The sequence below is a fragment of the uncultured Veillonella sp. genome, from assembly GCF_963522475.1.
Classification (GTDB): domain Bacteria; phylum Bacillota; class Negativicutes; order Veillonellales; family Veillonellaceae; genus Veillonella.
The window spans coordinates 23,875-50,755 of the sequence record NZ_CAUQYW010000015.1 but is presented as its reverse complement, the minus strand read 5'-3'; the positions used below and the strand labels follow the sequence as shown (position 1 = coordinate 50,755).

Here is a 26,881-nt window from a genome sequence, read left to right as displayed (position 1 = left end):
GACCCTTATAGGGTCAGAGCAAACCACCCGTTCTACGGGTGGTTATGATTTTCTTTTGTATTGTAATATATTATATTTATCATAAAATGATATAAATATATTTCAAATTTTACATACTACTGATTATACTGAAGACACCGTATGAAAGAGGGTATATAGTGCGTTTTATAGTCACTCTACGATGCCTTGGTATTTCAGCAGTTATATATTTTAGTTTTTTCCTATGTAGGAGGTATGTGTATGAAAAAACTGTTAAATTGGATTATTCCGGCAGTCTTTGGTATAGTTCTATGGTTTATTCCAACGCCAGAGGGATTAACACCTCAATCTTGGCATTTATTTGCTATTTTTGTTGCTACTATCGTAGGCTTTATTACTCAGCCATTGCCGATTGGTGGCGTATCCATCGTTGTTATTACTGTGGCTGCATTAACAGGTACATTAAAGATTGGTGAAGCTATCTCTGGATTTGCTAACTCTGCTATTTGGTTGATTGTAGGTGCATTCTTATTTTCTCGTGGATTTATAAAAACTGGTTTAGGGAAACGTATTGCGTATAATTTGATTTCTGCTTTTGGTAGTAGTTCCTTACGTTTGGCTTATGCATTAGCTTTATCTGACTTAATCTTGGCACCAGCAACTCCATCTAATACAGCCCGTGTAGGTGGTGTTATCATGCCGATTACTACAAGTTTGGCAAAAGCTTTCGGTTCCGAACCGCAAGATGGTCCTCGTAAAATTGGTTCCTTCTTGATGCAATCCATTTATCAAGTTAATACTATTACATCTGCTATGTTCCAAACATCCATGGCTGGTAACACATTGGTTGCAGCATTGGCGCTTCAATCTTTTGGTATTGGTATCACATGGGGTGATTGGGCTATGGCTGCCATCGTGCCAGGTATTATTGCATTGATCATTATGCCGTACTTTATTTACAAAGTATATCCACCTGAAATTAAAGATGCTCGTGAAGCGCAACAAATGATTAAAGAAGAGTTAAAAGAACTTGGTAAAATGTCCTTCCAAGAATGGGTTATGCTAGGCGTATTTGTTTTAGCTTTAGTGTTATGGGCTACTTCTCAGTTCACAAAAATAGATGCTACAACTGTCGCATTTTTAGGCATTTCCATTTTGCTTGCTACAAGTGTTCTTGTTTGGGATGATGTTAAAAGTGAAAAAGGTGCTTGGGATACATTAGTTTGGATGGGGACTTTAATGGGCTTTGCGGGTTTCTTATCCAAATTAGGTTTTATCAAATGGGCTACAGTACTTGTAGGCGGTTATATTCCAGAAGGATCTTGGATTATTGCCTTTGTTATAGCTGTACTTATTAATACATATTCCCACTATGTATTTGCTTCTTTGACTGCACATATTTCTGCAATGTTCGTAGCATTCTCTGCAATTGCTATCTCTGCAGGTGCACCACCAATGTTGACTTTGTTGATGATTGCATTCACATCTAACTTGTGTATGTCTTTAACTCACTATGCAGCAGGTCCTTCTCCAGTAATCTTCAATACTGGTTATGTTCCTCAAAATACATGGTGGAAACTTGGTTTCTTTGCATCCGTAATTAACTTGATTATCTTTATGGGACTTGGTTCTGTATGGATGAAAGCTATCGGTATGTGGTAAGGACTGATAAGTATAAGTTAATATACTTGTAATATACTAAGAACTATATATTTTATAGGTTCTTAATATGTAGTTACAATATATACTGAAAACCGTCCCGTTCGGGGCGGTTTTTTTATGATAAAATAAGAGTAGTTAATAAATTATTAATGTATATGTTGTAACATTATACATAAATAAACTATTTATAGTGAGTATAAGAATAGCATCATTATTTTACATAGGAGGAATCTATGAAATTTGATAATGAACAGTTATTAAAATATATCGGTGCTTGTACGTCTCCGTATCATACTGTAGACACAAGTTTACAAATGTTATTGGACTCTGGATTTACCGAATTGAATTTAGATGATGAGTGGCAATTAGACTCTGGTTCTTATGTAGTTAATGTGTTTGGTACTACACTGTTTGCCTTTCATATAGGAAAGAAGCCAGAACACACATTACGTATTGCTTCAGCGCATACGGACTTTCCTGCAATTCGCGTTAAACCAAATCCTATTACATCAGTAAAAGGTTATACCAAGTTAAATGTGGAAATGTACGGTGGCCTCATTGAAAATACATGGCTTGATCGTCCTTTAGGGGCTGCGGGTACTGTGGTATTAAAAGGTGATAATGCTTTTGACGTTGATTCTGTATTGGTTGATACAAAACGTCCTATCGCCATCGTTCCAAACTTAGCTATACATATGAATCGTTCCGTTAATGATGGTGTTAAATTAAATCGACAAAAGGAATTGCTTCCTATATTGATGATGGATCGTAAGGATAAGGAGAATTCTAGTAAAACTTTACGTGATAGCAACAATCCAAGCCTATTTCCTGAGTCTGATATTCAATACGATGAGTGGACTACGTTCTTGGCTGATGAAGTCAACTGTGATCCATCTGAAATTTTGTCTTATGAAATAACATTATACCCAACAGAACAAGGCTGTGTGCTTGGTACAGAAGGCGATTTTATTAGTGCTCCTCGTCTAGATAATTTAACATCTTGCTTTGGTGTACTATCTGGAATTATTCAGTCTCGTAAGGTTAACGCTAATGGTGTACGCTGTGCTATTCTATTTGATAATGAAGAGGTAGGTAGTCGTACAAAACAAGGTGGGGCAGGTATGCTTTTACCGAACCTTATTAAACGAGTATATGATGCATTAGGATATTCTAATCAAGAGATGGAAAGTTTTATATCAAAAGGATTTATGATTTCCTCTGATGTAGCACATGGTTTACATCCAAACTATCCTGAAAAAAACGATATTACTAATATTCCTACACTTAATAAAGGGGTAGCCTTAAAAATAGCATGTAGTCAGTCTTATGCTGGCGATGCACGGGCCATTGCAATAGTTAAGGGTTTGTGTGATGAAGCTGAGGCAAATTATCAAATTTATGTAAATCGTTCTGATATACCGGGGGGATCAACGGTTGGGTCTATTTCATCTGCTATGTTACCGATGAGAACAATGGATGTTGGTTTACCATTATTAGCAATGCATTCTGCACGCGAGTTAATGGGGGCAAAGGATCAAGAACAACTTAATCGGTTAATGAATTATTTTCTAGGTGAATAAATATATAATATAGAATTAGTTCGATGTGCATCGATAAAAGACATATGAGTTTTTATCATGCACCGCAATTAATGTATTTTATAATTTCGTAATTAACATAATCCTTTAAATATGTGGAAAATATTGTATAATAGTAATATGTAATTATGAATATAATGCTTATCATAAAAATTGATGAGTTTTCCGAATATATTGTTTTGACTATAGGTATAGGAAATATTCATATATTAATAAAATTGAAAGCTGATAGTTCACATTAGTGGAAGCTAGTAGGAGGCAATACATGAGAAAAATTAAATCCGTATTGGTTGCCAACCGTGGTGAAATTGCAATCCGCGTGTTCCGTGCATGTAATGAAATGGGTATTAAAACTGTAGCCATTTACTCCAAAGAGGATACATTATCTTTGCACCGTAACCAAGCTGACGAAGCCTATCTCGTAGGGGAAGGTAAAAAACCAGTTGAAGCATATCTTGATATTGAAGATATTATTCGTATTGCAAAAGAACATGATATTGATGCTATCCATCCAGGTTATGGCTTCTTATCTGAAAATGAAGACTTCGCTCGTCGCTGTGGTGAAGAGGGAATCATCTTTATCGGACCTCATGTTGAACATTTAAATATGTTCGGTGATAAGGTTAATGCTCGTACACAAGCTAAATTGGCAGATATCCCTATGATTCCTGGCTCTGATGGGGCATTAAGAGACTTTGAACAATTAGAAGAATTTGCAAATACGCATGGGTATCCATTGATGATTAAAGCCGTAAATGGCGGTGGTGGCCGTGGTATGCGTGAAGTTCATCGTAAAGAAGATCTTCGTGATGCTTATGATCGTGCTAAATCTGAAGCTAAAGCTGCCTTTGGTGATGATGATGTATATGTAGAAAAACTCATTGTTGAACCTAAACATATTGAAGTACAAATTCTTGGTGATGAACATGGTAATGTAGTTCATTTACATGAACGTGACTGCTCTGTACAACGTCGTCACCAAAAAGTAGTTGAAATGGCACCAGCTTTTGCGTTGCCTTTAGAAACTCGTAAAGCAGTATGTGATGCAGCCGTTAAAATTATGAAAAATGTAGGCTATGTTAATGCTGGTACTGTAGAGTTTTTGGTAACTTCTGATGGCTCTTTCTATTTCATCGAAGTTAACCCTCGTATCCAAGTAGAACATACTGTAACAGAAATGATTACAGATATTGATATCGTTCATTCTCAAATTCGTATTGCTGAAGGTTATGACTTACATAGCCCAGAAGTTGGTATTCCTACACAAGATGAAGTTCCTTGTAAAGGTACTGCTATTCAATGTCGTATCACTACTGAAGATCCTAAAAATAACTTCATGCCTGATACAGGTAAAATCTTGGCGTATCGTAGCTCTGGTGGCTTTGGTATCCGTTTAGACTCTGGTAATGCTTTCACAGGTGCTGTAGTAACACCTTACTATGATTCTTTACTCGTAAAAGCGACTGCATTCGGTCCTAACAATGAAGAAACCATTCGTAAAATGCTTCGTTGTTTAAAAGAATTCCGTATTCGTGGCGTTAAAACAAATATTCATTTCTTGATTAACGTTCTTGAAAATCCTGAATTCCAAAGCGGAAATTACACTGTTAACTTCATTGAAGACCATCCAGAATTATTTGAATTGAAACCTGATCGTGATCGTGGTACTAAATTATTACGCTATATTGCTGACGTAACAATCAATGGTTACTCCGGTGCAGGTCCTCAAGAAGTGCCTGACTTTGAACCAATTCAAATGCCATCTAATTTAGATGTACCTCCTGCAGCTGGTACAAAACAAAAATTTGATGAATTAGGTCCAGAAGGATTTAGTAAATGGTTATCTGACCAAAAACATGTATTCTTTACTGATACAACGTGGCGTGATGCTCATCAATCCTTATTTGCTACACGTTTGCGTACAATTGATATGGCACGCGTAGCTGGTCATGCTGCAAAAGGTATTCCTAACTTATTCTCCTTAGAATGTTGGGGCGGTGCAACATTTGACGTATCCTATCGTTTCTTACATGAAGATCCATGGGAACGCTTACGTATGTTCCGTCGCGAAGTGCCAAATACATTACTTCAAATGCTTATTCGTGGTGCTAATGCTGTAGGCTACACATCTTATCCAGATAATGTAGTTCGTCAATTTATTCAACGCGCTGCTGCTAATGGTATTGATGTATTCCGTGTATTTGATAGCTTAAACAGCCTTGATAATATGCATGTAGCTATTGATGAAGTTCGAGCACAAAACAAAATTGCTGAAGTAGCATTATGTTATACAGGTGATATTCTTGATAGTAGCCGCCCTAAATACAATTTGGACTACTATGTAAATATGGCTAAAGAGCTTGAAAAAGCGGGTGCTAATATCATTGCTATTAAAGATATGGCTGGTCTTTTAAAACCTCAAGCAGCTTATAATCTTGTATCTGCATTAAAAGATGCTGTTACAGTGCCAATTCATTTGCATACACATGAAGGATCTGGTAATGCTATCTATTCCTATGGTCGTGCTGTAGATGCTGGTGTAGACGTTATTGACTTAGCATACTCTGCATTTGCTAATGGTACTTCTCAACCTAGTATGAACTCTATGTACTATGCATTGAGTGGACATGACCGTCAACCTGAAATGAACATTGACTATATGGAAGAAATGTCTCATTACTTTGGTAGCATTCGTCCATACTATAAAGGTGTAGATAAAGCTGAAGCATATCCTAACACTGAAGTATATCAACATGAAATGCCAGGTGGCCAATACTCTAACTTGCAACAACAAGCTAAGATGGTAGGCCTTGGTGATCGTTGGAATGATATCAAAAAAGTATATCATGAAGTAAATATGATGTTTGGCGATATCATTAAAGTAACACCTTCTTCTAAAGTTGTAGGCGACATGACATTGTACATGGTACAAAACAACTTGACTGAAAAAGATATTTACGAAAAAGGCGATGTATTAGACTTCCCTCAATCTGTAGTAGAATTCTTTGAAGGTCGTCTTGGTACTCCATACCAAGGTTTCCCTGAAGAGTTACAAAAAATCATCTTAAAAGGTGCAAAACCAATTACAGTTCGTCCTGGTGCAGTATTACCTCCAACAGATTTTGAACATGTTCGTCATGAGTTAAATGAAATGGGTGCTAATACAACTGATGAAGATATTAGCGCATACTGCTTATACCCTAAGGTATACCAAGATTACAATAAATTTGTAAAAGACTTTGGTAATGTATCTGTACTTGATACTCCTACATTCTTCTTCGGCATGAAACGCGGTGAAGAAATTCAAGTAACTATCGAAAAAGGTAAAACATTGATTATCAAAATGAATGGTGTATCTGATCCTGATGAAGACGGTAACCGCATCGTATTGTTCGAGTTCAATGGTCAACCTCGTAGTATTAAGGTTCATGATAAACATGCTAAGACTACAGGTGTTGTTCGTCGTAAAGCAGATGAATCTAATCCTGGTGAAATCGGTGCTACATTATCTGGATCTGTTGTTAAAATCCTCGTTAAAAATGGTCAATCTGTTGCTAAAGGCGAACCTTTGATTGTTACAGAAGCGATGAAGATGGAAACAACAATTACAGCTCCTTTCGATGGTATCGTAGAAGAAATTTTAGTTCGTGAAGGTAGTCGCATCGAATCTGGCGACTGCTTACTTCGCGTTCAAGATGCTCCTAAACGTTAGTTATAATAGTTGGTAAAATTAAAAATATTATTTCTAAAGTTTTTCATAAAATAAAATACTTTAGAATAATGGAAGAATCCCTAGGAAATCCTAGGGATTCTTTGTATTTTAAAGGGTTTCATGGTACTATATATAGTATAGAAAATGGGCGTATTATGCACTATTTTAGAGTTATTATTAGAAGAAGGAGTAGTAACAGATGAGATGTCCTTATTGCCAACACACAGACACGAAGGTAACAGACTCTAGAACGACTGATGAAGGTAATAGTATTCGCCGTCGCCGCGAATGTATCAATTGTGGCCGTCGCTTTACTACCTATGAAATTATAGAAGAAGTACCTCTTATGGTATTAAAGAAAAACGGGCGTCGTGAATTATTTGATCGAGGTAAATTATTAAATGGTTTATTGCGCTCTTGTGATAAGCGAACCGTACCAATGTCCGTAATGGAACAAGTAGTTAATGATGTAGAGCGAGATATTCGAAATGAAATTAATCAAGAGGTAACTACTGATCGTATTGGTGAACTTGTATTGCAACAGTTAAAAGATATAGATCAAGTTGCATATGTTCGTTTTGCAAGCGTATATCGTAAGTTTGATAATATTGATAGCTTTATGGAAGAACTAAAAGCATTAAAGAAATTGGATGCTAAAAAAACGAAACGTAATTAATTGCTAATACTATTTGTGAGGCCTTATGATAGATTTACACTGCGATACGATAATGAAATTGATAGATCATCCTAGTAGTGGAGATTTGTATCGCAATATTTGGAAAATCGATATAGAAAAATTACAAAAGGCTCATAGCAAGGTGCAAGATTTTGCACTGTTTATCAATCTTGGTGAGACAAATGACCCTTATGGTCGTTATGAAGCGATGCGTAATTTATGTACATCACAAATTCATCACTATGGAGAGCACATACAACATGTGCTCTCTTATCAAGATATAGAGTCTATGTATGAGTCTGGTAAGATTGGAGCCCTTATGTCTATTGAAGAGGGTGGCGTACTCGATGGTGATTTAGATAAACTTAAACAAGCTTATCAAGATGGCATTAGACTTATTACGCTTACTTGGAATTATCCAAATGGACTTGGTGAGCCACATTGTGGTGACCAACATAAAAAATTAACATCGAAAGGTGTTGAATTTGTAGAGGCTATGCAAGACTTAGGAATTATTGTTGACTGTTCTCATCTGAATGATGGTGGTACAGAACAGCTAGGAGATATTTTAGACGTACCATTTATAGCGTCTCATTCAAATGCCCGTGAAGTTACCGCACATACAAGAAACTTACCAGATAAGTTAATTAAGCTAATTGCCAATAAGGGTGGCGTTATAGGTCTTAATTTTGCTCAATCTTTCTTAGGTACATCACCAATAAGTCGCGTTGAAGATATCGTAAAGCATGGATTATATCTCATCAATAAAGGCGGAGAAGATGTGGTTGCATTAGGAACCGATTTTGATGGTATCAAACCTGATACAGAAATTAAAGATACTTCTCAAATGTATCGTTTGTATGATGCATTTAAGGAAGCCGGTTTATCTGTAGAACAATGTGAAAAATTATTCTGGAAAAATGCAGATAGACTGTTAAAGGAGATTTTATAATGACTGATTTAAATCCAATCATTGCAGATCGTTTTACAGAACATCTTGAGGTTTTCGGTAAGACTATGGAGCACATGGATACGATTCAAGAGATTGCGTACCGTTGTAAGTCTGCTCTTGAAAATGGTAATAAAATTTTATTCTGTGGTAATGGTGGATCTGCTGCAGATTCTCAACATTTAGCAGCTGAATTGATTTGTCGCTTTAAAAAAGAACGTCGTTCTCTTGCAGGTATTGCATTAACTACTGATACATCTGCTTTGACAGCCATTGCTAATGACTATGATTTTGAATCTGTATTTGCACGTCAAGTAGAGGGTCTAGGTCGTACAGGTGATGTTCTTATTGGAATTTCCACGTCTGGAAATTCTAAGAATGTTGTCAAAGCTGCAGAAATGGCCCGATCTATTGGTATGCATACCATTGCTTTCACAGGTGAAGGCGGCGGTAAACTAGCCGAATTATGTGATATTACACTAGCTATTCCTAGTAATGTGACAGCTCGTATTCAAGAAATGCATATTCTGGCTGGGCATATCATGTGTGAAATTATTGAAGAAGATTATTAATTATTAGCTTTTATTTGTTAATAGATACATGTATGGTACTAAGTATTTTAGTTAACTCTTTAGGCATGTATATTGTGGTAAGGAATAGGTGGACTATGATAAATACTACCATTAATCAATTTTTAACAAAACAACTGCCAAATTTGAAGATTGCCGTTGTTGGCGATGTTATGGTAGATCGTTATGTTTTTGGTGATGTAAGTCGTATTTCTCCGGAAGCACCGGTTCCTGTAAATCGCGTGGCAAAGATGAAAGAAGTACTTGGTGGAGCTGGTAATGTTGCGTCAAACTTATCAAATTTAGATTGTACAGTATATCTTGGTGCTATTTCCGGCAATGATGACCATGGTCGTTTACTACAACAATTGCTAAAGGCTGATAAGATTGATACAACAGGTTTATTAACGAGTGATGATCGTTCTACCATTACCAAGATGCGTATCTTAGGTGATCGCCAACAGATGATGCGCCTTGATTTTGAAACGATTACAGATTTGACAAGTGAGGAAGAGGAACGTCTGTCTGTTTGGCTTGGAAATCTGTGTAAAACTGGTATCGATGGTATTGTTGTATCTGACTATGGCAAAGGTGTTTGTACACCGACATTGCTAAAAAAAATCTTTAGTTTAGCTAAGACATATGGTGTACAAACTATTGTAGATCCTAAAGGTTCAAACTGGTCTAAATATAATGGTGCAACCTGCATTACACCGAATGTAAAAGAACTAGGAGAATGTGTAGGTCATAAGTTAGCTAACGATGATGCCACTATCGTAGAGGCAGCTAAGTCAGTACTGGCTAATGTTGATTTAGAATATATTGTGGCTACACGCTCTGCAAAAGGGATTACTGTTATTGCAAAGGATGGACGCACATGGCATAATCCGGCTACACAACAAGAGGTATTCGATGTAAGTGGTGCAGGCGATACGGTTGTATCTATGATGATGACATGTCTTGCTAGCGGTTTATCTATGCGTTTGGCATTACATATCGCAAATGGTGCTGCTGGTATTGTCGTATCTAAGGTGGGCACATATCCAATCCATCGCTCAGAACTATTGGACTTGTGGCATTCTTATAAGCATAGTGTTCAATCTAAACCTTTATACACAAAAGAAGAGATGAAGCAGCTCATTACACAATGGCAAAACAAAGGTGAAACTGTTGTGTTTACTAATGGTTGCTTTGATATTCTTCATCGTGGACATATTACGTATTTACAAGAGGCGGCTCAGTTAGGCGATCATTTAATTATTGGATTAAATTCCGATACTTCTGTTAGACGCCTAAAAGGGGAAACGCGTCCCATCGTACGTGAAGAGGATAGAGCAGCATTATTAAGCGCATTGCGTTGTATCGATGGTGTTGTGTTATTCGAAGAAGATACACCAGCTGAACTATTAGCTTATTTGCGTCCTAATACGCTTGTTAAGGGCGGCGATTATAAGATAGAAGACATTATTGGCCGTGAGTCCGTAGAACATGTAGAGGTGCTTTCATTTAAAGAAGGTTATTCTACATCAGATATTGTAGAGAAAATAGCTACTATGGCTAAGGAGGGTAAATTATGATTATCGTAACAGGCGGCGCTGGTTTTATTGGCAGTAATATTGTGAAAGCGTTAAATGACCGTGGTCGTACAGATATTCTTATTATTGATGACCTTACAGATGGTCGTAAAATCCGAAATATTCAAAATCTAGAATTCTTGGATTATATTGATTGTGATGATTTCGACTGTGCTATTGCTGATGGTACATTTGATGTAGGTCCTATTGAAGTCGTGTTCCATGAAGGTGCTTGTGCTGACACAATGGAATATAACGGCAAATATATGATGAAGAACAACTATGAAGGTTCTAAAAATTTATTCCATTATTGCCAAGACCGTCGTATTCCATTTATCTATGCATCCTCTGCATCTACTTATGGCAATGGTACTAATGGGTTCGTGGAAAAACCAGAAGCTGAAGAAGCCCTCAATCCATATGCGTACTCTAAATTGTTATTCGATCGTTATGTGCGTAAATACGAAGGTGAATATACGGCTCAAGTTGTAGGCTTACGTTACTTTAATGTATATGGCCCTAATGAAGCTCATAAAGATAAAATGGCATCCTTAGTTCGCCAAATGTTCTACAAAAATAAAGAAACTGGTATTATCAATCTATTTGAAGGTACTGACGGCTATGAAGATGGTGGTCAAACACGTGACTTTATCTATGTTAAAGACGTAGTTAATGTAAACTTCTATTTTTGGGAACACCCTGAAATTTCTGGTACTTTTAACTGTGGTACAGGTAATGCTCATAGCTTTAACCAATTTATGCAAGCTATTATCGACTATAATGGCAAGGGCAAGATTGAATATATTCCATTCCCTGAGGTATTAAAAGGTAAATACCAAAGCTTTACAGAAGCTGATACAACAAAATTGTTGGCTGCTGGCTATGATAAAGGGTTCCATAAAATGGAAGATGCTGTTAAAGAGTATTGTGAACTATTAGATAATAACGAAGGGTATTTACGTTAATGCGCAAGGTATTATTTTTAGATCGCGATGGTGTTATCAACAAAGATGTTAGCTACCTATACAAAATCAGCGACTTAGAATGGGTAGAGGGTGCTAAAGAGGCTCTAGCCTATGCATATAGCAAGGGATATGACCTCATTGTAGTAACCAATCAAAGTGGTGTAGCTAGAGGTTATTATAAGGAGTCTGATATTCAGATTCTGCATGATCATATGGCTCATGAACTAGATCGTAGTGGGGCACCTGTTTTACATTTCTATTACTGTCCTCATCATAAAGAAGGAATTGTTTCTCGTTATGCTGTAGATTGCGAGTGTAGAAAGCCAAAACCAGGCATGATTAATCAAGCTATTAAGGACTATGATGTTAATCCAAAGGAGAGTTTCCTTATTGGGGATAGTCAGCGTGACGTTGATGCAGCTGAAGCGGCTGGTGTAAAAGGCTATCTATTTACAGGCACAAACTTATTAGATTTTATTAGGACTATTATTTAGTCTATTATTTACTTTATGTTTGATTTAGATTAAATCAGATTCAACGGTGTTATGAGGCTTTTTAGTTGTTGTATTGTATTTTGGGAGGCTATATGAAAGATTACAAGAATATACTCATCATCAAGATGAGTTCTTTAGGTGATGTGATTCATGCATTACCTACCTTGTATGCAGTGCGTAAAAATTGGCCTGATGCGCATATTACATGGGCTATTCATGAGCAGTTTGCTAGCCTCTTACCTGGTAAACCATGGGTAGATGATGTAATCATTATCGACAAAAAACAACTTAAAAAGCCTGCGTATTTATGGCAGTTACGTAAGGATTTACATAGCCGTCATTTTGATATGACTTTAGACCTTCAATGTATTGTAAAGAGCGCCATTGTATCTTTATTATCTGGTGCGCCTGAAAAATATGGGTACTGGGAGCTTCGTGAAGGCAGTAATTTTGTTAATAAAGCACTTGTTGGTGAACATAAATACGATCATGTTATCGAACGATACCTCGATACCGTACGTGTTCTTGGAGGCGACGTAGAAGGCGTAGAGTTTCCTATGCCTGCTTATGTGGAGGCAGAGAAGTCCGTTAAGCATAAGTTACAATCTCATGGTGTAGAAGATGAATATGTAGTAGTTGTACCAGGTGCTCGTTGGATTGTTAAGGAGTGGCCACTTCTTAACTTTGGCGAGCTATGTATCCGCTTATGTGAATCTGGAAAAAAAGTAGTTATTGCTGGTGCTCCTGATGATGCAGAAAAAGGAGCTTTCATAGAAAACTATGTAAAAAATAAGAATCTCATTAATTTAGTAGGTTCTACATCCATGCCGGAATTGATTGAGTTGATTCGACATTGTGAAATTTTTATCAGTGCTGATACGGGACCTTTGCACATAGCCAATGCACTTAAGCGTCCTTTGATTGCTCTATTTGGAACCACATCTCCTAAACGAACTGGCCCATATGGAGGTAGTCACGTACATCTTATAATTTCACCTACTTCAAAGGCTACGCCAGAACAGCCATTAGTAGATGATCCAGATTGTATGGCTCAAATTCCAGTGGATGCAGTGTGGTCTGTATATGAACAAGTACTTGGAAAGGAACTGTAATGGAACTTGATTATAAACGCATTGTGGTCACCTTTCTTATGCATTTAGGCGACGTTATATTAACGACTCCATTTTTAGAAGTGCTTCGTAAAGCAGCACCACATAGTCATATTACGTATGTAATAGATGAAAAGTTACAACAAGTGATGCAATATAATCCCAATATTGATGAACTGATTGTAGTAGATAAAAAAGGGCGTCATAATAGTATTTCTGGCCTTAATGAGATTGCTCGTGAGATTAATAAAAAGGGGAAACCTGATATCGTTATTAATTTACATCCTAATGAACGCACATCTTATTTAGCTTGGAAAATACATGCCCCTATTACAACAGGGATGAGCCATTTTCTATTTAGACCATTTATGATAAAGTATATCCGTCTAGACCGTAAAACTCGCCACGCTGCAGATATGTACATCAATGTACTAGAGCAATTAGGTGTAACGGATATTTCTAACTCTGGCTTACACATTGAAACTTGTGAAGCATGGCGCCGTGAGGCTCAAGATTTCTATGCTAGTCATGGCTTAACGGATAGTGATAAGCTCATCGGTTTTAATATTGGTAGTGCTGTTCCTGAGAAACGTTGGCCTGCTGAACGATTTGCCCATGTAGCCGATCATTTCGGTTGTTTAGGGTATAAGACGGTATTCTTTGGCGGCCCTATGGATCTCGAAATGGTGCAACCTGTAGTAGAACAAATGGAAACGAAACCGATTGTGGCTACTGGAAAATTCCAGTTAGGACCATTAGCGGCGGCTATGAGTCGCTGTAATCTATTGATTACAAATGACTCTGGTCCTATGCATGTGGCCATTAGTCAAAAGGTGCCCATTGTGGCACTTTACGGTCCATCAAATCCATTCTTTTATGGTCCATATCAAGCTCATGCTATCGTTCTGGAAACGATGGATTCATACGAGATTGGTAAAAGCATGAAGAAGATTATTAAAGAAGGAAATTACAAAGGGTTATTTGTAATTTCTGAAGAACAGGTTATTAAAGCAGCGGAAACGTTGCTTTCAGAATCGAAATAAACATATGAACTATATTGTATTTGATTTAGAGTGGAATCAACCCTATAGCAATGACATTAGCTTTATGAAGCGCACAAAAATGCCACTAACAGGGGAAATCATTCAAATCGGAGCGGTAAAACTGAATGAAAAGATGGACATTGTAGATCATTTTACAATGTTCATCAAACCACAATACCTGCCACGGATGCATAAACATGTCCGTGAATTGACAGGTATTACATCACGAGAACTCGATCATGGTGTGCCCTTTAAGACAGCTATGCAGTACTTTCAAAATTGGTGTGGTGATGAGTATATGTTGTTATCTTGGGGATCTGATGACATTCTCATATTGCGTGAAAATCTAATGCTTTATAGGATGAAAGCTTTATCCTATGATCAATGGGTTGATGCACAGATGATTTATTCCTATCAGAGATATGGTACGAGTCAACAGTACTCTGTGGCACATGCTATGGAAGATCTTAATATATCTACCGAGCATTTGTCTGCTCATAATGCGTTACATGATGCTGTATTTACGGCACATATATGTCAAAAGTTAGATATTCCACAAGGAATTTTGCATTATGACCAAATTCGAAAGGAAAGTAATAATCCTTTTCTTTATCCACCGATTCTGACATTTTTTATGTATGAAAACTTCCCTGAGAAAAAGCGTATTGTTCATGATAGACGTGTACGTTTATCTTTCTGCCCATATTGTCAAACGCGTTTGGAAATGACACGTCCAGAACGCTTGCAAGGGGATAAGCATCTCGCTATCGGTGTTTGTCCGAAACATGGCGATTTTGCGGTGCAACTTAAAGTTGGAAAATATACGATTAAGTCCGGTAGTACAAAATTTTACGTTACTAAGGTATTAACGCATTGTACGGACGAAATTCGTTCTCTATATACTCAGAAGTCTGAAATAAATCGAGAAAAAGAGCGAAAATATTTAGAATTTTGCAAGGCGGAACTTGAAAAGGACCGCCAAAAATAAATTTGTTAATATGAGTTCGCATCTATTGAGTAAAATTTTTAGTATGTGAGCTTTTAGAAAGGATAGATTATGGAACGTAAATATGCTTGGCATAATTATGATGATGCCACAATGGAAAAGGTATATACTTTAAGCGATACATATCGTCAATTTTTAGATAATGGTAAAACAGAACGTGAATGCGTTGTGCAAGCTGTTAAATTTGCAGAAGCAAAAGGCTATGTAAATTTAAAAGATATTATTAAATCCAATACACCAATCAAAGTGGGGGATAAGATTTATTATACCCATATGGATAAATCTATTGCTTTATTTAATATTGGTACTGATGATATTGAACTAGGCATGAATATTTTAGGTGCTCATATTGATTCTCCTCGTATTGATGTAAAACAAAATCCTCAGTATGAAGATAGCAATTTAGTATTCTGGGATACTCACTACTATGGGGGAATAAAAAAATATCATTGGGTTGCTATGCCACTTGCTATTCATGGCGTGGTAGTAAAAACAGATGGTACTCGTATCAATATTAATATTGGTGATAAGGAAAATGATCCAGTATTCTGTATTACTGACTTGTTACCTCATTTGGGACAAGAACAAATGCAAAAGAATGCGGCTAAGGTCATTGAAGGGGAGGCCCTTGATTTACTCATCGGTAGCCGTCCTGTAAAAGATGAGGAAAAAGAAGGAGTTACTAAATTTATTAATAGCCTTCTTGAAAAAGAATACGGTTTTGTAGAACGTGATTTGTTATCTGCAGAGCTAGAAATTGTACCAGCCGGAAAAGCTCGTGATATGGGCTTTGATCGCTCTATGGTTATGGCCTATGGTCAAGACGACCGCGTATGTGCCTACACATCCTTAGTGGCTATGCTTGAAGTGGACAATGTAAAACGCACAACTTGTTGCTTGCTTGTAGATAAGGAGGAAATTGGGTCTGTAGGTGCTACGGGCATGCAATCTCGTTTCTTTGAAAATGCAGTAGCTGAAATTCTAACACTCATGGGCAAACCTAATTCTGTAAGTGTACGACGCACATTGGAAAATTCTCGTATGTTATCTTCTGATGTAAGTGCTGGCTATGATCCGCTATATGCATCTGCTTTTGAAAAGAAAAATGCATCCTATCTAGGTATGGGGGTAGTATTTAACAAGTTTACTGGTTCTCGTGGTAAATCTGGTTCTAATGATGCCAATGCTGAATATATGGGCTTTATCCGCCGTGTTATGGAATCCAATAATGTAACATACCAAACTGCTGAACTTGGTAAAGTTGACCTCGGTGGTGGTGGTACCATTGCATATATCATGGCCTTATATGGTATGAATGTTATCGATTGTGGCGTAGCTGTGCTTAGTATGCATGCTCCTTGGGAGGTTACATCTAAGGCGGATATTTACGAGGCTAAACAATGCTATGTTGCGTTCTTGAATGCAGCTGATGAAACAATCTAGTATAATAGGGCTTTCACCAATGGTGAAAGTCCATTCTATATGAGGTATATATGAATCAGACAGAATTGGGTGCAGCTATAGAAGCTGCAAAAGAAGAGGCCACAGAGGTTAAGACGGTAAAGGTTGATATTTTTGATATTCCTGAAACAAAGGTAGAAGAATATATTGCTAATCGTGAAGAAGTAGCAGAAGCTGCAGCACAGGTCATGAAACCATACTGTGTAACGGTAAAGCGTGAAACTTTAGATCCTGATGAAGGAGAAGCCGTAGTTGGTTATTATGTAACAGGTGAAATATTAATGTGTGTCATTCTCGATCCATTTGAAGTACCTGTTATGAAGGTCGCTCTTGATAAAGGAACGCTTAAAGATTATATCTTAGCCGCTAATGATTTAACGATAGATATGTTAGCATCTTTAGATACATAATAGGATTTCTAATCTTACAGTGGTATAAATACAGTAAATTGTAAAATACTTTACTCTGCTACATTGATGTAGTGGATAAATTTGTTTATAATAAAAGTATTATTATTTTGCATATAGGAAGGAAATCCCCATGAATTTGAAAAAAGGTATTGCCCTAGCGCTAACGGCGGCAGTTCTAATGGCTTTTGCGGGTTGTGGCACAAACGGAACAACATCAAATGGTGAATACAAGGTTGGCGTAGTACAACTTGTAGAACATCCTGCACTAGATGCGGCAAATAAAGGTTTTGTTGACGCTCTTAAAGAAAAAGGTTTAGCTGATAAAATCACTTTTGATCAACAAAATGCGCAAGCTGATCAATCTAATTTGAATAGTATTGCTCAGCGCTTTGTATCTGATCGTAAAACTTTAATTCTTGCAATTGCAACGCCGGCGGCTCAATCTATGGCGAATGCAACGCATGATATTCCAATCTTGGGTACTGCAATCACCGACTATGAAGCAGCTAAACTTGTTAAATCTAATGAACATCCGGGCGGTAATATATCTGGTACGTCTGATATGAATCCTGTTGAACAACAAGTGGATTTAATTTTACAAGTATTACCAAATGCAAAAACTATCGGCACTATTTATAGTTCTAGCGAAGTAAATTCTCAAATTCAGGTTGAGAAAATGAAAGCTTACGCAGCATCAAAAGGTGTTAAAGTTGAAGAGGTTACTGTTTCTAACGTAAATGATATTCAACAAGCAGCACAAAATCTTGTTTCTCAACGTGTAGATGCAATTTATGTGCCAACAGATAATGTAGTGGCTTCTGCTATGAGTAATCTTGTAGCAATTACCGACCCAGCAAAAATTCCTGTATTTGGCGGTGAAGATAACCACGTAAAAGGTGGTGCTGTCATGTCCTTGTCCGTAGATTACTACAAACTTGGATACCAAACCGGTTTAATGGCAGCTAAAATTTTAACTGGTGAAGCTAAAGTTGAAGATATGCCTATCGAAATGCAAAAAGAATTTAAATTGGTTGTAAGTAAAGATAAATTACAAAAATTGGGCATCACATTACCAGAAGAATTGATGAACAAAGCAACTATGATTTAATAAACAATTGGTAAGGAGTTACACATGAACTGGAAAAAAGGTATTGCAGTAGCACTTAGTGCTATTTCTATTATGGCAATGGTTGCAGGTTGTGGTTCTAATACAGCAACTAATGAGCAAAAGAAAATTGGCGTTATTCAATTGGTAGAACATCCATCTCTTGATGCTGCGAATAAAGGTTTTGTTGATGGCCTTGCATCTAAAGGTTATAAAGATGGTGAAAATATCAAATTAGACCAACAAAATGCACAAGCGGATCAATCTAATTTGAATAGTATTGCTCAACGTTTTGTATCTGATAAAAAGGATTTAGTATTAGCGATTGCTACACCAGCAGCACAAACTATGGCAAATGCATCTCATGATATTCCAATCATGGGTACTGCTATTACAGATTACGTAACAGCAAAACTTGTTCAATCTAATGAAAAACCAGGTGGTAATGTATCTGGTACATCTGATATGACACCTGTAGAAAAAGAGGTTGATCTTATTATTGCGTTAGTACCAAATGTAAAACGTATTGGTGCAATTTACACATCTTCTGAAATCAACTCCCAACTTCAAGTTGAAAAAATGAAAGCTTATGCTGCCACAAAAGGTATTACGGTTGTAGAAGCTACTGTTTCCAATGTAAACGATATCCAACAAGCGGCTACAAATCTTGTAAATCAAGATGTACAAGCTATTTATACACCTACTGATAATGTATTAGCGTCTGCTATGGCTAATTTAGCTCAAATTACAGATGCAGCTAAAATTCCAGTATTTGCTGCCGATGAAGGTATGACAATGACTGGTGGTGTGGCAACATATTCTGTTGACTACTATAAATTAGGCTATCAAACAGGTTTAATGGCTGCTAAGATTCTTTCTGGTGAAGCTAAAATTTCTGACTTAGCTATTGAAACACAAAAAGATATTAAGTTAACTGTTAATGAAGAACGTGCAAAAAAACTTGGTATCACAATTCCTGAAGCACTTCGTAAAGATATGAAATAATAGAGGAGATTTTAATGTTAGATTTAGTGGTAGGCACCATAACAACAGGCCTTTTATGGTCTTTGTTAGCGGTAGGTGTATTCATCACCTTCCGCGTATTAGATGTGGCTGACTTAACCGTAGAAGGTACGTTCCCAATGGGGGCAGCCATTTCTGCAATTTTAATTACTAGTGGTATGAACCCAATCCTTTCTATCTTGATTGCTGGCGTAGGCGGTATGGCCGCAGGTGCTGTAACAGGTTGGATTCATACAAAATTAAAGATTCCTGCATTGCTTGCTGGTATCTTAACAATGATTGCTTTATATTCCATTAATCTTCACATTATGGGTAAAGCTAACGTATCCTTACTTCGGATGGATACAATTTATACGATTCTCGGTAGCGTATTTCACACACCAAACATGTGGTCTGCTGCTATCGTAGGTGTTATTGTTGCTATTGTAGTATGCTTATTGTTGTTCTGGTTCTTCGGTACTGAAATCGGTACAGCATTACGTGCAACAGGTGTTAACCCTCAAATGATTCGCGCCCAAGGCGTAAACACTGATAATATGATCGTTCTTGGTCTTTTGATCTCCAATGGTTTTGTTGGTATGTCTGGTGCTTTGATTGGTCAATTCCAAGGCTTTGCCGACGTAGGTATGGGTATTGGTACCATTGTTATTGGTTTGGCTTCTGTAATCATTGGTGAGGTAGTATTTGGTACAAAATCCTTTGTACAAAGCCTTATTGCTGTAGTACTTGGTTCCATCGTATATCGTATCGTTATCGCCGCTGTGCTCTATATGGGTATGCCACCAAACGATTTGAAATTATTTACTGCTATTCTTGTTGCCATTGCGCTTTCCTTGCCTACATTGAAAGCAAAATGGTTGGCTCGTTAAGGAGGTCACTATGTTAGAAGTAAAAAATATGGTAAAAACCTTCTTTAAAGGCACAATCAATGAAAAAACCGCTCTTCAAGGGATTGATCTTCATTTAGAAGAAGGTGATTTTTGTACTGTAATCGGTGGTAATGGTGCTGGTAAAAGTACATTATTAAATTCTATTGCTGGCGTGTTCCCAGTTGATGAAGGGTCCATCACTATCAATAATATTGATGTTACAAAAATGCCAGAATATAAACGAGCTAAATATATAGGTCGTGTATTCCAAGACCCTATGGTTGGTACGGCAGGTAACATGCAAATTGAGGAAAATTTGATTCTTGCCATGCGCCGTGGTAAAAACTTAGGCCTTAAATGGGCTTTTAAAGATAGCGAACAAGCATTCTTTAAAGAACGACTTGCATTATTAGGTTTAGGCCTTGAAGACCGCTTATCTGCTCGTATGGGTTTATTATCTGGTGGTCAACGTCAATCTATCACACTATTGATGGCTACTATGCTTCGTCCAGACCTTTTATTACTGGACGAACATACAGCGGCTCTTGACCCTAAGACGGCAGAAAATGTTTTGCAATTGACTGATAAACTCGTTTCTGAACATAACTTAACGACTCTTATGATTACCCATAATATGCGTGATGCATTGCGCTTTGGTAATCGCCTCATCATGATGGATGCTGGCCGCATTATTTATGATGTAAAAGGGGAAGAAAAGAAAAAATTAACAGTTGCCGATTTATTACAAAAATTTGAAGTAGCTGGGGAAAATGCATTGAGCGACCGTATGGTGCTAGGTGCGAAATAATAGAAGAGGGCATAAGCCCTCTTTTATTTATGACATACCTTTACAAGTTAAGGAACATACTGTATACTAAATAAGGTCGTAAGACATATCGTAAGCGAAGTATTCGAATCTCCAACGGTTACTTAAGCTTATCGGGATTATTTATTTTTTTAGGAGGTAACATTAATGTTAACTACAGAAGCTAAATTAGCAGTAATTAAAGAATACGCTACTCATGAAGGTGACACTGGTTCTCCAGAAGTACAAGTTGCGATTTTAACAAGCCGCATCCAATACTTAACAGATCACTTGAAAGAACACAAAAAAGACCATCATTCCCGTCGTGGTTTGTTGAAATTAGTTGGTCAACGCCGTAACATGCTTGACTACCTTCGTCGTAAAGATATCGAACGTTACCGTTCTCTTATCGAACGTCTTGGTCTTCGTAAATAATAAAATTAGCCGTCCTATAGGACGGCTTTTTTGTTGCATTAGTTGCTATAATAATTCGCTTATTTTTTTCTGATGATATATAATAAAAAGGTATACATATAAGAAGATTTTTAGGAGGAATAGGAATGGAACAATTCCAAATGGACCTAGCTGGTCGTATGCTTACGATCGAGACTGGGGAACTTGCAAAACAAGCTGGCGGTGCCGTAATGGTTGGTTACGGTGATACTCGTGTACTCGTTACCGCTACAGGTTCTAAAGAGGCGAAGGATATCGATTTCTTCCCACTTACAGTTGATTATGAAGAAAAAATGTATGCTATTGGTCGTTTGCCAGGTGGCTTTATTAAACGTGAAGCACGTCCACCTGAATCTGCTATCTTGAATAGCCGTTTGATTGACCGTCCTATTCGTCCATTATTTGATAAAGGTGTACGTAATGAAGTACACGTAGTAGCAACAGTCATGTCCGTTGATCAAGATTGTGATCCAGCAATCTGTGGTATGATTGGCGCTTCCGCTGCTTTATCTATTTCTGATATTCCTTGGAATGGTCCTATTGCAGGCGTTCGCATGGGTCGTATCAACGGTGAATTTGTTGTAAATCCTACAAAAGAACAATTAGAAGAAACAGACCTTAATATTGTTGTAGCTGGTACAAAAGATGCTATCCTCATGGTTGAAGGTGGTGCTCAAGAGGTTCCAGAAGAAATTATTCTTGAAGTCATCATGGCAGCTCATGAAGAAATCAAAAAAATCGTAGCTTTCCAAGAAGACATGAAAGCTAAAGTAGGCAAAGAAAAACGCGTATTTGAAAGTAAAGACGTGCCAGCTGAAATTGCTGATGCAGTTCGTGCGTATGGTCATGATAAACTTGATGCAGCAGTACGTTGTGCTGATAAACAACAACGTGATGCACAAGAAAGTGAAGTGCGTGCAGATGTATTAGCACACTTTGAAGAAATCTATCCAGATAACTTGAGTGATGTAAATAAAGCATTTGATGTAATGACAAAAGAAATTGTACGTCATATGATTACTGTTGAAAAAATTCGTCCAGATGGCCGTAAACTTGACGAAGTGCGTCCTATCTCTTGTCGTACAGGTGTATTACCTCGTACACATGGTTCTGGCTTATTTACTCGTGGTCAAACACAAGTATTGAACGTTGCCACTGTAGCACCATTATCTGAAAAACAAACTATCGATGGCATTGGTTTAGAAACAGAAAAACGCTATATTCACCACTACAATTTCCCATCCTTCTCTGTAGGCGAAACTCGTTCATCCCGTGGCCCTGGCCGTCGTGAAATTGGTCATGGTGCTTTGGCTGAACGCGCTTTGGTACCTGTAATTCCTAGCGAAGAAGAATTCCCATATGCATTGCGTCTAGTATCCGAAGTATTAGAATCTAATGGTTCAAGCTCTATGGCATCTGTATGTGGTTCCACATTATCATTGATGGATGCTGGTGTACCTATTAAAGCTCCTGTAGCTGGTATTGCAATGGGTCTTGTAACTCAAGGCGAACACTACACAATCTTAACAGATATCCAAGGTATGGAAGATGCTCTTGGTGATATGGACTTCAAGGTTGCTGGTACAGCTAAGGGTGTAACAGCTATTCAAATGGATATCAAAATTTCCGGCTTATCTCGTGAAATCCTTCATGAAGCATTAGAACAAGCTCATAAAGGACGTATGCATATCATGGGCATCATGCTTGATACAATTGCTGAACCACGTCAACAAATGTCTCAATATGCTCCACGTATTATTACAATGAAAATTGATCCAGATAAGATTCGCGATGTAATCGGTTCTGGCGGTAAAGTAATTCGTGGTATCATTGACGAAACAGGTGCAAAAATCGACATCGAAGATGATGGCACAGTATTTATCGCTTCTGTAGATCAAGATGGTGCTGTTAAAGCACAACAAATCATTGAAAACCTTACTAAAGAAGTTGAAGTAGGTGAAGTATACCTTGGTAAAGTAACTCGTTTGATGGCATTTGGTGCTTTCGTAGAAGTATTACCAGGTAAAGAAGGTCTTGTACATATTTCCAAACTTGCGAAAGAACGCGTTGAAAATGTAGAAGACGTAGTAAATGTAGGCGATGAGATTATGGTAAAAGTTATCGAAATCGATAAACAAGGCCGTATCAACTTGTCACGTAAAGATTGTTTAAAATAAGAGGTGTTCCATGGATATTCGTGGCTTTGAAGTAGTTTCTGCTTTTGAAGAACAAGATATCAATTTACCGACACGTAAAACAACAGAAAGCGCAGGCTATGATATTGAATGCGCTGAAGCTGTTACTTTAGAACCAGGTCAAGTAGTATTAGTGCCAACAGGCATTAAAGCTTTCATGGCATACGATGAATACCTTGCCATTCACATTCGTTCTAGCATGGCCATTAAACGCCATCTAGCACTTGTAAATAGCACAGGCATTATCGACAGCGATTACTATAATAATGAGGACAACGAAGGTCATATTATGATTGCTTTACTCAATTATGGTAAAGAAGTAGTTTCCCTTGAAAAAGGTGAACGCGTAGCGCAAGGCATCTTCTCAAAATACCTTATCACTAACGATGACGATGCTACAGGCATTCGTACAGGTGGTATTGGTAGCACTGGGACTATGTAAACTAAATACGATTCTGAATAGAATAGTGAAAGCCGCTCAACTTATGTTGGGCGGCTTTTTTATAAAAAGTTTTAAAATTAATATTGACACACACGGATGCGTGTATTATAATCGAATCATCAGGTGAAAGATATCACCAACATGTAGAACAGATAGACTTAGATTCTAACAGCAATCCTGTCATATAAAGCTTTAGATTAATATGAGTATAGAATCTAGTATAATTTCATAGTTATCGTTCATAAACGATTCATAAGGTTAGACACTATCAGCAATCCTTTGATTAAATAACCAAAAAGTAGTATATTAGGAGACCCGTTGGCCTAGAGTTCCGTGTCTAGTTAACCTTAGCCTTGTTGAGGTTAGTAATTGTCTTGAACTTTGTATTGTAACCGCTTATGGTTGTCGTGTTTATTTTGCTTTCAAAATTTACGTTGTGATAATCAGCAGCGGTTTTTTTATGCTAAGGAGATATGAGCTATGAATACATTTATGGACGCATTAACAAAAAATGAAAAATCTTATACTAAAAATGATGCAACTGCGTATCGCACGAGTGGCAGTACGTTGGTAGATCTTAATTTCTCAGTACCTTCATTGCGTCAGGCTGCTGTTGATTTCTATGGTAAAAGTAAATACAACCGATACTTCTATAGTGCTAATGGTACTATGGATGCAGTAGAAGCATTACGTTTATTTATTACATCTTATGAGGAAGATCCTCTTTATACCATGAAATGGCTTATGTATGCGCGTCATATTAAGATTGGACTTGGTGAACGCGATGTATTTCGTATGATGCTCACTAAAATTGGTGATTTGCATCCAGAAATGGCATTGCAATTCATCATCGGTACTGAGTTATGGAACTATGGTCGTTGGGATGATGTGCTGCGCATTTTCTTTGATACGACTAGTACTATCCTACACGATGGACTTGGAGAGCTAATTTTCAATCAGTTCAGACGTGATGTAATGGGGTGTGGACTTGGCGATTCTATTAGTTTATTAGCTAAATGGATGCCGTCCAATAATACTTCCTCTAAGCAAAAACGTTCTGAGGCAGTTATTTTGCAATCCTTATTACATCTAAGTGCACGAGAGTATCGTAAAATTTTATCTAGGCTGCGCGAACATTTATCGGTAGTAGATAGACAGGCATCTCTTAACCAATGGAATGATATTAATTATAATCATGTACCATCTAAGGCGAATCTTAAATATCGTAATGCTTTCCTAAAACATGATGAAGAACGTCGCAAGGCATATCTTACATCATTACAAAAGGGCGACGATGCTGTTAAGATTAATGCTAACTCTATGTTCTTGTACGATATTGTGCAAGCCTATGTAGAAAAACGTGGTTATTGGGGTGAGATTCTAAAACCCTATGACGAAACGCTAGAGCAATTATGGAATGCCCAAGAACCACCTAAGGATTATGACGATATTCTAGTCATACGAGATGGGTCTGCTTCTATGTGTCAACACCTGACAGGTAATAGTTCTGTTACAGCCTTAAGCGTGGCAGATTCTATTGCACTGTATTGTTCACAACATAATAATAAGTCCTTTAAAAATCGATTTATCACCTTTAGCAATCGTCCACAAATGGTAGATATTTCGATGTGTCAAACATTGCGAGATAAGCTAAGACGCTTACATCGCTTTGACGATTATAGCAATACGGATATAGAGGCAACCTTTGACTTGATTCTTGATACAGCTGTTAAAAATCATCTGCATCAAGAGGAACTACCTTCATCGTGCTTTATTATTTCTGATATGCAGTTTGACCAAGCTACACAGCATGAAGATAACACCATGGTTATTGAATCGTGTCGCCGGAAATTTGAAGCCCTTGGGTATACTATGCCACGGCTTATCTTCTGGAATGTATCTGTGTACGCACATAATACAATTCCTGTACAAATGCATCCGAGCGGTGTTATCCTCGTATCTGGTTTCTCGAAATCTATCGTTGATATGGTAGTATCTAGAAAACTCAATCCTGAAACGGTACTTAAAGCGGAGCTAGATGTAAAGTGTAGTATTGTAGATACAGTGTTGCAAGACTATGTAAAGGTAGCGTAATATTTATATAATCTTGTTCCATAAGGTTCTTATTAGTCTAGTTATGACTAGTAGGACCTTATTTTTGTGCATTTAATTTGTGATATAATGAAGAGTAGGTTTTATATGGTAACAATCATTTTATATATACGAGGAATTATATATGGCAATTAGCAAAGAAATACAAAAATCTAGCGAGATGAAGTTTGATGGTAAACTAATTAAAGTCACTTATGATATAGCTGATGTTAATGGTAATGAAGCGTGGCGTGAGGTTGTTCATCATCCAGGGGCAACTGCAATTGTCGTTGTTACGGAAGATAATAAAATTGTAATGGAGCGCCAGTTCCGTTATGCCTTGCAACAGCCTTTACTTGAAATCCCAGCGGGTAAACTAGATTCTAATGAAGAGCCTCTTAACTGTGCGAAACGTGAGTTAGCAGAGGAAACAGGGTATCGTGCCAATCAATGGATTCCATTGGGCACAATTGCTACAAGTCCTGGTTTCTGTAACGAAGTATTACATTTATACTTAGCAAAAGATCTTACTATGGGTGAAACCAATTGGGATCCAGATGAATATGTTGAGCTTGAGTATTTTACTTTACCTGAATTATTAGAGGCTATCAAGGCTGAGCAAATTAAGGATAGCAAATCTTTGGCAGCGCTTATGCTTGCAATGCCGTACCTCAAATAATAGTATGTAATA

General features: G+C 37.3%; 23 protein-coding genes. All 23 read left to right on the top strand.

The features are described from left to right. Nucleotides 1-240 precede the first annotated feature (240 nt). The 23 genes from RWP19_RS08190 (at nucleotide 241) to RWP19_RS08080 (ending at nucleotide 26,869) form a co-directional block, all read left to right on the top strand. A complete protein-coding gene (locus RWP19_RS08190) occupies nucleotides 241-1,641 on the top strand; it encodes an anion permease (protein ID WP_314357263.1) in 1,401 nt (466 codons plus the stop codon). A 233-nt stretch (nucleotides 1,642-1,874) separates the two neighbouring features. After that, nucleotides 1,875-3,221, top strand: a complete 1,347-nt coding sequence (locus RWP19_RS08185) for a M18 family aminopeptidase (protein ID WP_314357262.1) — start codon at nucleotides 1,875-1,877, stop codon at nucleotides 3,219-3,221. A 283-nt stretch (nucleotides 3,222-3,504) separates the two neighbouring features. Beyond that, nucleotides 3,505-6,951 carry a pyruvate carboxylase gene (locus RWP19_RS08180; protein WP_314357261.1) on the top strand — a complete coding sequence of 1,149 codons (3,447 nt, stop codon included), beginning with the start codon at nucleotides 3,505-3,507 and terminating at the stop codon, nucleotides 6,949-6,951. Between the two features lie 199 nt (nucleotides 6,952-7,150). After that, nucleotides 7,151-7,627, top strand: a complete 477-nt coding sequence (gene nrdR / locus RWP19_RS08175) for a transcriptional regulator NrdR (RefSeq protein ID WP_295208396.1) — start codon at nucleotides 7,151-7,153, stop codon at nucleotides 7,625-7,627. Between the two features lie 25 nt (nucleotides 7,628-7,652). Next, nucleotides 7,653-8,579, top strand: a complete 927-nt coding sequence (locus RWP19_RS08170) for a membrane dipeptidase (protein WP_314357260.1) — start codon at nucleotides 7,653-7,655, stop codon at nucleotides 8,577-8,579. Next, nucleotides 8,579-9,148, top strand: a complete 570-nt coding sequence (gene gmhA / locus RWP19_RS08165) for a D-sedoheptulose 7-phosphate isomerase (RefSeq protein WP_314357259.1) — start codon at nucleotides 8,579-8,581, stop codon at nucleotides 9,146-9,148. Before RWP19_RS08170 ends, gmhA begins: the two co-directional genes overlap by 1 nt. 95 nt (nucleotides 9,149-9,243) lie before the next feature. After that, nucleotides 9,244-10,722, top strand: coding sequence for a D-glycero-beta-D-manno-heptose-7-phosphate kinase (rfaE1, locus tag RWP19_RS08160; protein WP_314357258.1), 1,479 nt, complete (start codon nucleotides 9,244-9,246; stop codon nucleotides 10,720-10,722). Then, nucleotides 10,719-11,684, top strand: a complete 966-nt coding sequence (gene rfaD / locus RWP19_RS08155) for an ADP-glyceromanno-heptose 6-epimerase (protein ID WP_314357257.1) — start codon at nucleotides 10,719-10,721, stop codon at nucleotides 11,682-11,684. The genes rfaE1 and rfaD overlap by 4 nt, the downstream gene beginning before the upstream one ends. Continuing rightward, the gene (locus RWP19_RS08150; protein ID WP_314357256.1) at nucleotides 11,684-12,178 is read left to right on the top strand and encodes an HAD family hydrolase; all 495 of its coding nucleotides are present in this window, start codon (nucleotides 11,684-11,686) and stop codon (nucleotides 12,176-12,178) included. The genes rfaD and RWP19_RS08150 overlap by 1 nt, the downstream gene beginning before the upstream one ends. 92 nt (nucleotides 12,179-12,270) lie before the next feature. Beyond that, on the top strand, nucleotides 12,271-13,290 hold the full coding sequence (locus tag RWP19_RS08145) for a glycosyltransferase family 9 protein (protein ID WP_314357255.1): 1,020 nt from the start codon (nucleotides 12,271-12,273) through the stop codon (nucleotides 13,288-13,290). Continuing rightward, the gene (locus tag RWP19_RS08140; RefSeq protein ID WP_314357254.1) at nucleotides 13,290-14,330 is read left to right on the top strand and encodes a glycosyltransferase family 9 protein; all 1,041 of its coding nucleotides are present in this window, start codon (nucleotides 13,290-13,292) and stop codon (nucleotides 14,328-14,330) included. The genes RWP19_RS08145 and RWP19_RS08140 overlap by 1 nt, the downstream gene beginning before the upstream one ends. 4 nt (nucleotides 14,331-14,334) lie before the next feature. After that, complete coding sequence (locus RWP19_RS08135) at nucleotides 14,335-15,318, top strand: 3'-5' exonuclease (RefSeq protein WP_314357253.1); 984 nt, start codon at nucleotides 14,335-14,337, stop codon at nucleotides 15,316-15,318. 69 nt (nucleotides 15,319-15,387) lie between these two features. Then, nucleotides 15,388-16,779 (top strand): aminopeptidase, encoded by a 1,392-nt coding sequence (locus tag RWP19_RS08130; protein WP_314357252.1) that lies wholly within the window; start codon nucleotides 15,388-15,390, stop codon nucleotides 16,777-16,779. A 50-nt stretch (nucleotides 16,780-16,829) separates the two neighbouring features. Further along, on the top strand, nucleotides 16,830-17,207 hold the full coding sequence (locus RWP19_RS08125; protein WP_314357251.1) for a hypothetical protein: 378 nt from the start codon (nucleotides 16,830-16,832) through the stop codon (nucleotides 17,205-17,207). Nucleotides 17,208-17,337: 130 nt separating this feature from the next. Then, complete coding sequence (locus RWP19_RS08120; RefSeq protein ID WP_314357250.1) at nucleotides 17,338-18,315, top strand: ABC transporter substrate-binding protein; 978 nt, start codon at nucleotides 17,338-17,340, stop codon at nucleotides 18,313-18,315. 24 nt (nucleotides 18,316-18,339) lie between these two features. Continuing rightward, nucleotides 18,340-19,317 carry an ABC transporter substrate-binding protein gene (locus RWP19_RS08115; RefSeq protein ID WP_314357248.1) on the top strand — a complete coding sequence of 326 codons (978 nt, stop codon included), beginning with the start codon at nucleotides 18,340-18,342 and terminating at the stop codon, nucleotides 19,315-19,317. Nucleotides 19,318-19,331: 14 nt separating this feature from the next. Then, on the top strand, nucleotides 19,332-20,204 hold the full coding sequence (locus RWP19_RS08110) for an ABC transporter permease subunit (protein WP_314357247.1): 873 nt from the start codon (nucleotides 19,332-19,334) through the stop codon (nucleotides 20,202-20,204). Between the two features lie 10 nt (nucleotides 20,205-20,214). Further along, entirely contained in the window at nucleotides 20,215-21,012 is a 798-nt protein-coding gene (locus tag RWP19_RS08105) for an ABC transporter ATP-binding protein (RefSeq protein WP_295990560.1), read from the top strand. Nucleotides 21,013-21,177: 165 nt separating this feature from the next. Next, nucleotides 21,178-21,444, top strand: coding sequence for a 30S ribosomal protein S15 (gene rpsO, locus RWP19_RS08100; RefSeq protein WP_005386879.1), 267 nt, complete (start codon nucleotides 21,178-21,180; stop codon nucleotides 21,442-21,444). A 125-nt stretch (nucleotides 21,445-21,569) separates the two neighbouring features. Continuing rightward, on the top strand, nucleotides 21,570-23,639 hold the full coding sequence (locus RWP19_RS08095; RefSeq protein WP_314357246.1) for a polyribonucleotide nucleotidyltransferase: 2,070 nt from the start codon (nucleotides 21,570-21,572) through the stop codon (nucleotides 23,637-23,639). A 10-nt stretch (nucleotides 23,640-23,649) separates the two neighbouring features. After that, nucleotides 23,650-24,099, top strand: a complete 450-nt coding sequence (dut, locus tag RWP19_RS08090) for a dUTP diphosphatase (RefSeq protein ID WP_314357245.1) — start codon at nucleotides 23,650-23,652, stop codon at nucleotides 24,097-24,099. A gap of 480 nt (nucleotides 24,100-24,579) precedes the next feature. Beyond that, nucleotides 24,580-26,193: a DUF2828 family protein gene (locus RWP19_RS08085; RefSeq protein WP_314357244.1), complete on the top strand. Its 1,614-nt coding sequence runs from the start codon at nucleotides 24,580-24,582 to the stop codon at nucleotides 26,191-26,193. Nucleotides 26,194-26,335: 142 nt separating this feature from the next. Continuing rightward, on the top strand, nucleotides 26,336-26,869 hold the full coding sequence (locus tag RWP19_RS08080; RefSeq protein WP_314357243.1) for an NUDIX hydrolase: 534 nt from the start codon (nucleotides 26,336-26,338) through the stop codon (nucleotides 26,867-26,869). Nucleotides 26,870-26,881: the final 12 nt, after the last annotated feature.

Bases quoted from the DNA above. Each gene is read 5' to 3' on its own strand.
- RWP19_RS08095 (WP_314357246.1), top strand. From the start codon at position 21,570: ATGGAACAATTCCAAATGGACCTAGCTGGTCGTATGCTTACGATCGAG.
- dut (WP_314357245.1), top strand. From the start codon at position 23,650: ATGGATATTCGTGGCTTTGAAGTAGTTTCTGCTTTTGAAGAACAAGAT.
- RWP19_RS08145 (WP_314357255.1), top strand. From the start codon at position 12,271: ATGAAAGATTACAAGAATATACTCATCATCAAGATGAGTTCTTTAGGT.
- RWP19_RS08130 (WP_314357252.1), top strand. From the start codon at position 15,388: ATGGAACGTAAATATGCTTGGCATAATTATGATGATGCCACAATGGAA.
- RWP19_RS08185 (WP_314357262.1), top strand. From the start codon at position 1,875: ATGAAATTTGATAATGAACAGTTATTAAAATATATCGGTGCTTGTACG.
- RWP19_RS08110 (WP_314357247.1), top strand. From the start codon at position 19,332: ATGTTAGATTTAGTGGTAGGCACCATAACAACAGGCCTTTTATGGTCT.
- RWP19_RS08085 (WP_314357244.1), top strand. From the start codon at position 24,580: ATGAATACATTTATGGACGCATTAACAAAAAATGAAAAATCTTATACT.
- rpsO (WP_005386879.1), top strand. From the start codon at position 21,178: ATGTTAACTACAGAAGCTAAATTAGCAGTAATTAAAGAATACGCTACT.
- RWP19_RS08170 (WP_314357260.1), top strand. From the start codon at position 7,653: ATGATAGATTTACACTGCGATACGATAATGAAATTGATAGATCATCCT.
- RWP19_RS08125 (WP_314357251.1), top strand. From the start codon at position 16,830: ATGAATCAGACAGAATTGGGTGCAGCTATAGAAGCTGCAAAAGAAGAG.
- nrdR (WP_295208396.1), top strand. From the start codon at position 7,151: ATGAGATGTCCTTATTGCCAACACACAGACACGAAGGTAACAGACTCT.
- RWP19_RS08180 (WP_314357261.1), top strand. From the start codon at position 3,505: ATGAGAAAAATTAAATCCGTATTGGTTGCCAACCGTGGTGAAATTGCA.
- rfaE1 (WP_314357258.1), top strand. From the start codon at position 9,244: ATGATAAATACTACCATTAATCAATTTTTAACAAAACAACTGCCAAAT.
- RWP19_RS08135 (WP_314357253.1), top strand. From the start codon at position 14,335: ATGAACTATATTGTATTTGATTTAGAGTGGAATCAACCCTATAGCAAT.
- RWP19_RS08115 (WP_314357248.1), top strand. From the start codon at position 18,340: ATGAACTGGAAAAAAGGTATTGCAGTAGCACTTAGTGCTATTTCTATT.
- RWP19_RS08190 (WP_314357263.1), top strand. From the start codon at position 241: ATGAAAAAACTGTTAAATTGGATTATTCCGGCAGTCTTTGGTATAGTT.
- rfaD (WP_314357257.1), top strand. From the start codon at position 10,719: ATGATTATCGTAACAGGCGGCGCTGGTTTTATTGGCAGTAATATTGTG.
- RWP19_RS08120 (WP_314357250.1), top strand. From the start codon at position 17,338: ATGAATTTGAAAAAAGGTATTGCCCTAGCGCTAACGGCGGCAGTTCTA.
- RWP19_RS08140 (WP_314357254.1), top strand. From the start codon at position 13,290: ATGGAACTTGATTATAAACGCATTGTGGTCACCTTTCTTATGCATTTA.
- RWP19_RS08105 (WP_295990560.1), top strand. From the start codon at position 20,215: ATGTTAGAAGTAAAAAATATGGTAAAAACCTTCTTTAAAGGCACAATC.
- RWP19_RS08080 (WP_314357243.1), top strand. From the start codon at position 26,336: ATGGCAATTAGCAAAGAAATACAAAAATCTAGCGAGATGAAGTTTGAT.
- RWP19_RS08150 (WP_314357256.1), top strand. From the start codon at position 11,684: ATGCGCAAGGTATTATTTTTAGATCGCGATGGTGTTATCAACAAAGAT.
- gmhA (WP_314357259.1), top strand. From the start codon at position 8,579: ATGACTGATTTAAATCCAATCATTGCAGATCGTTTTACAGAACATCTT.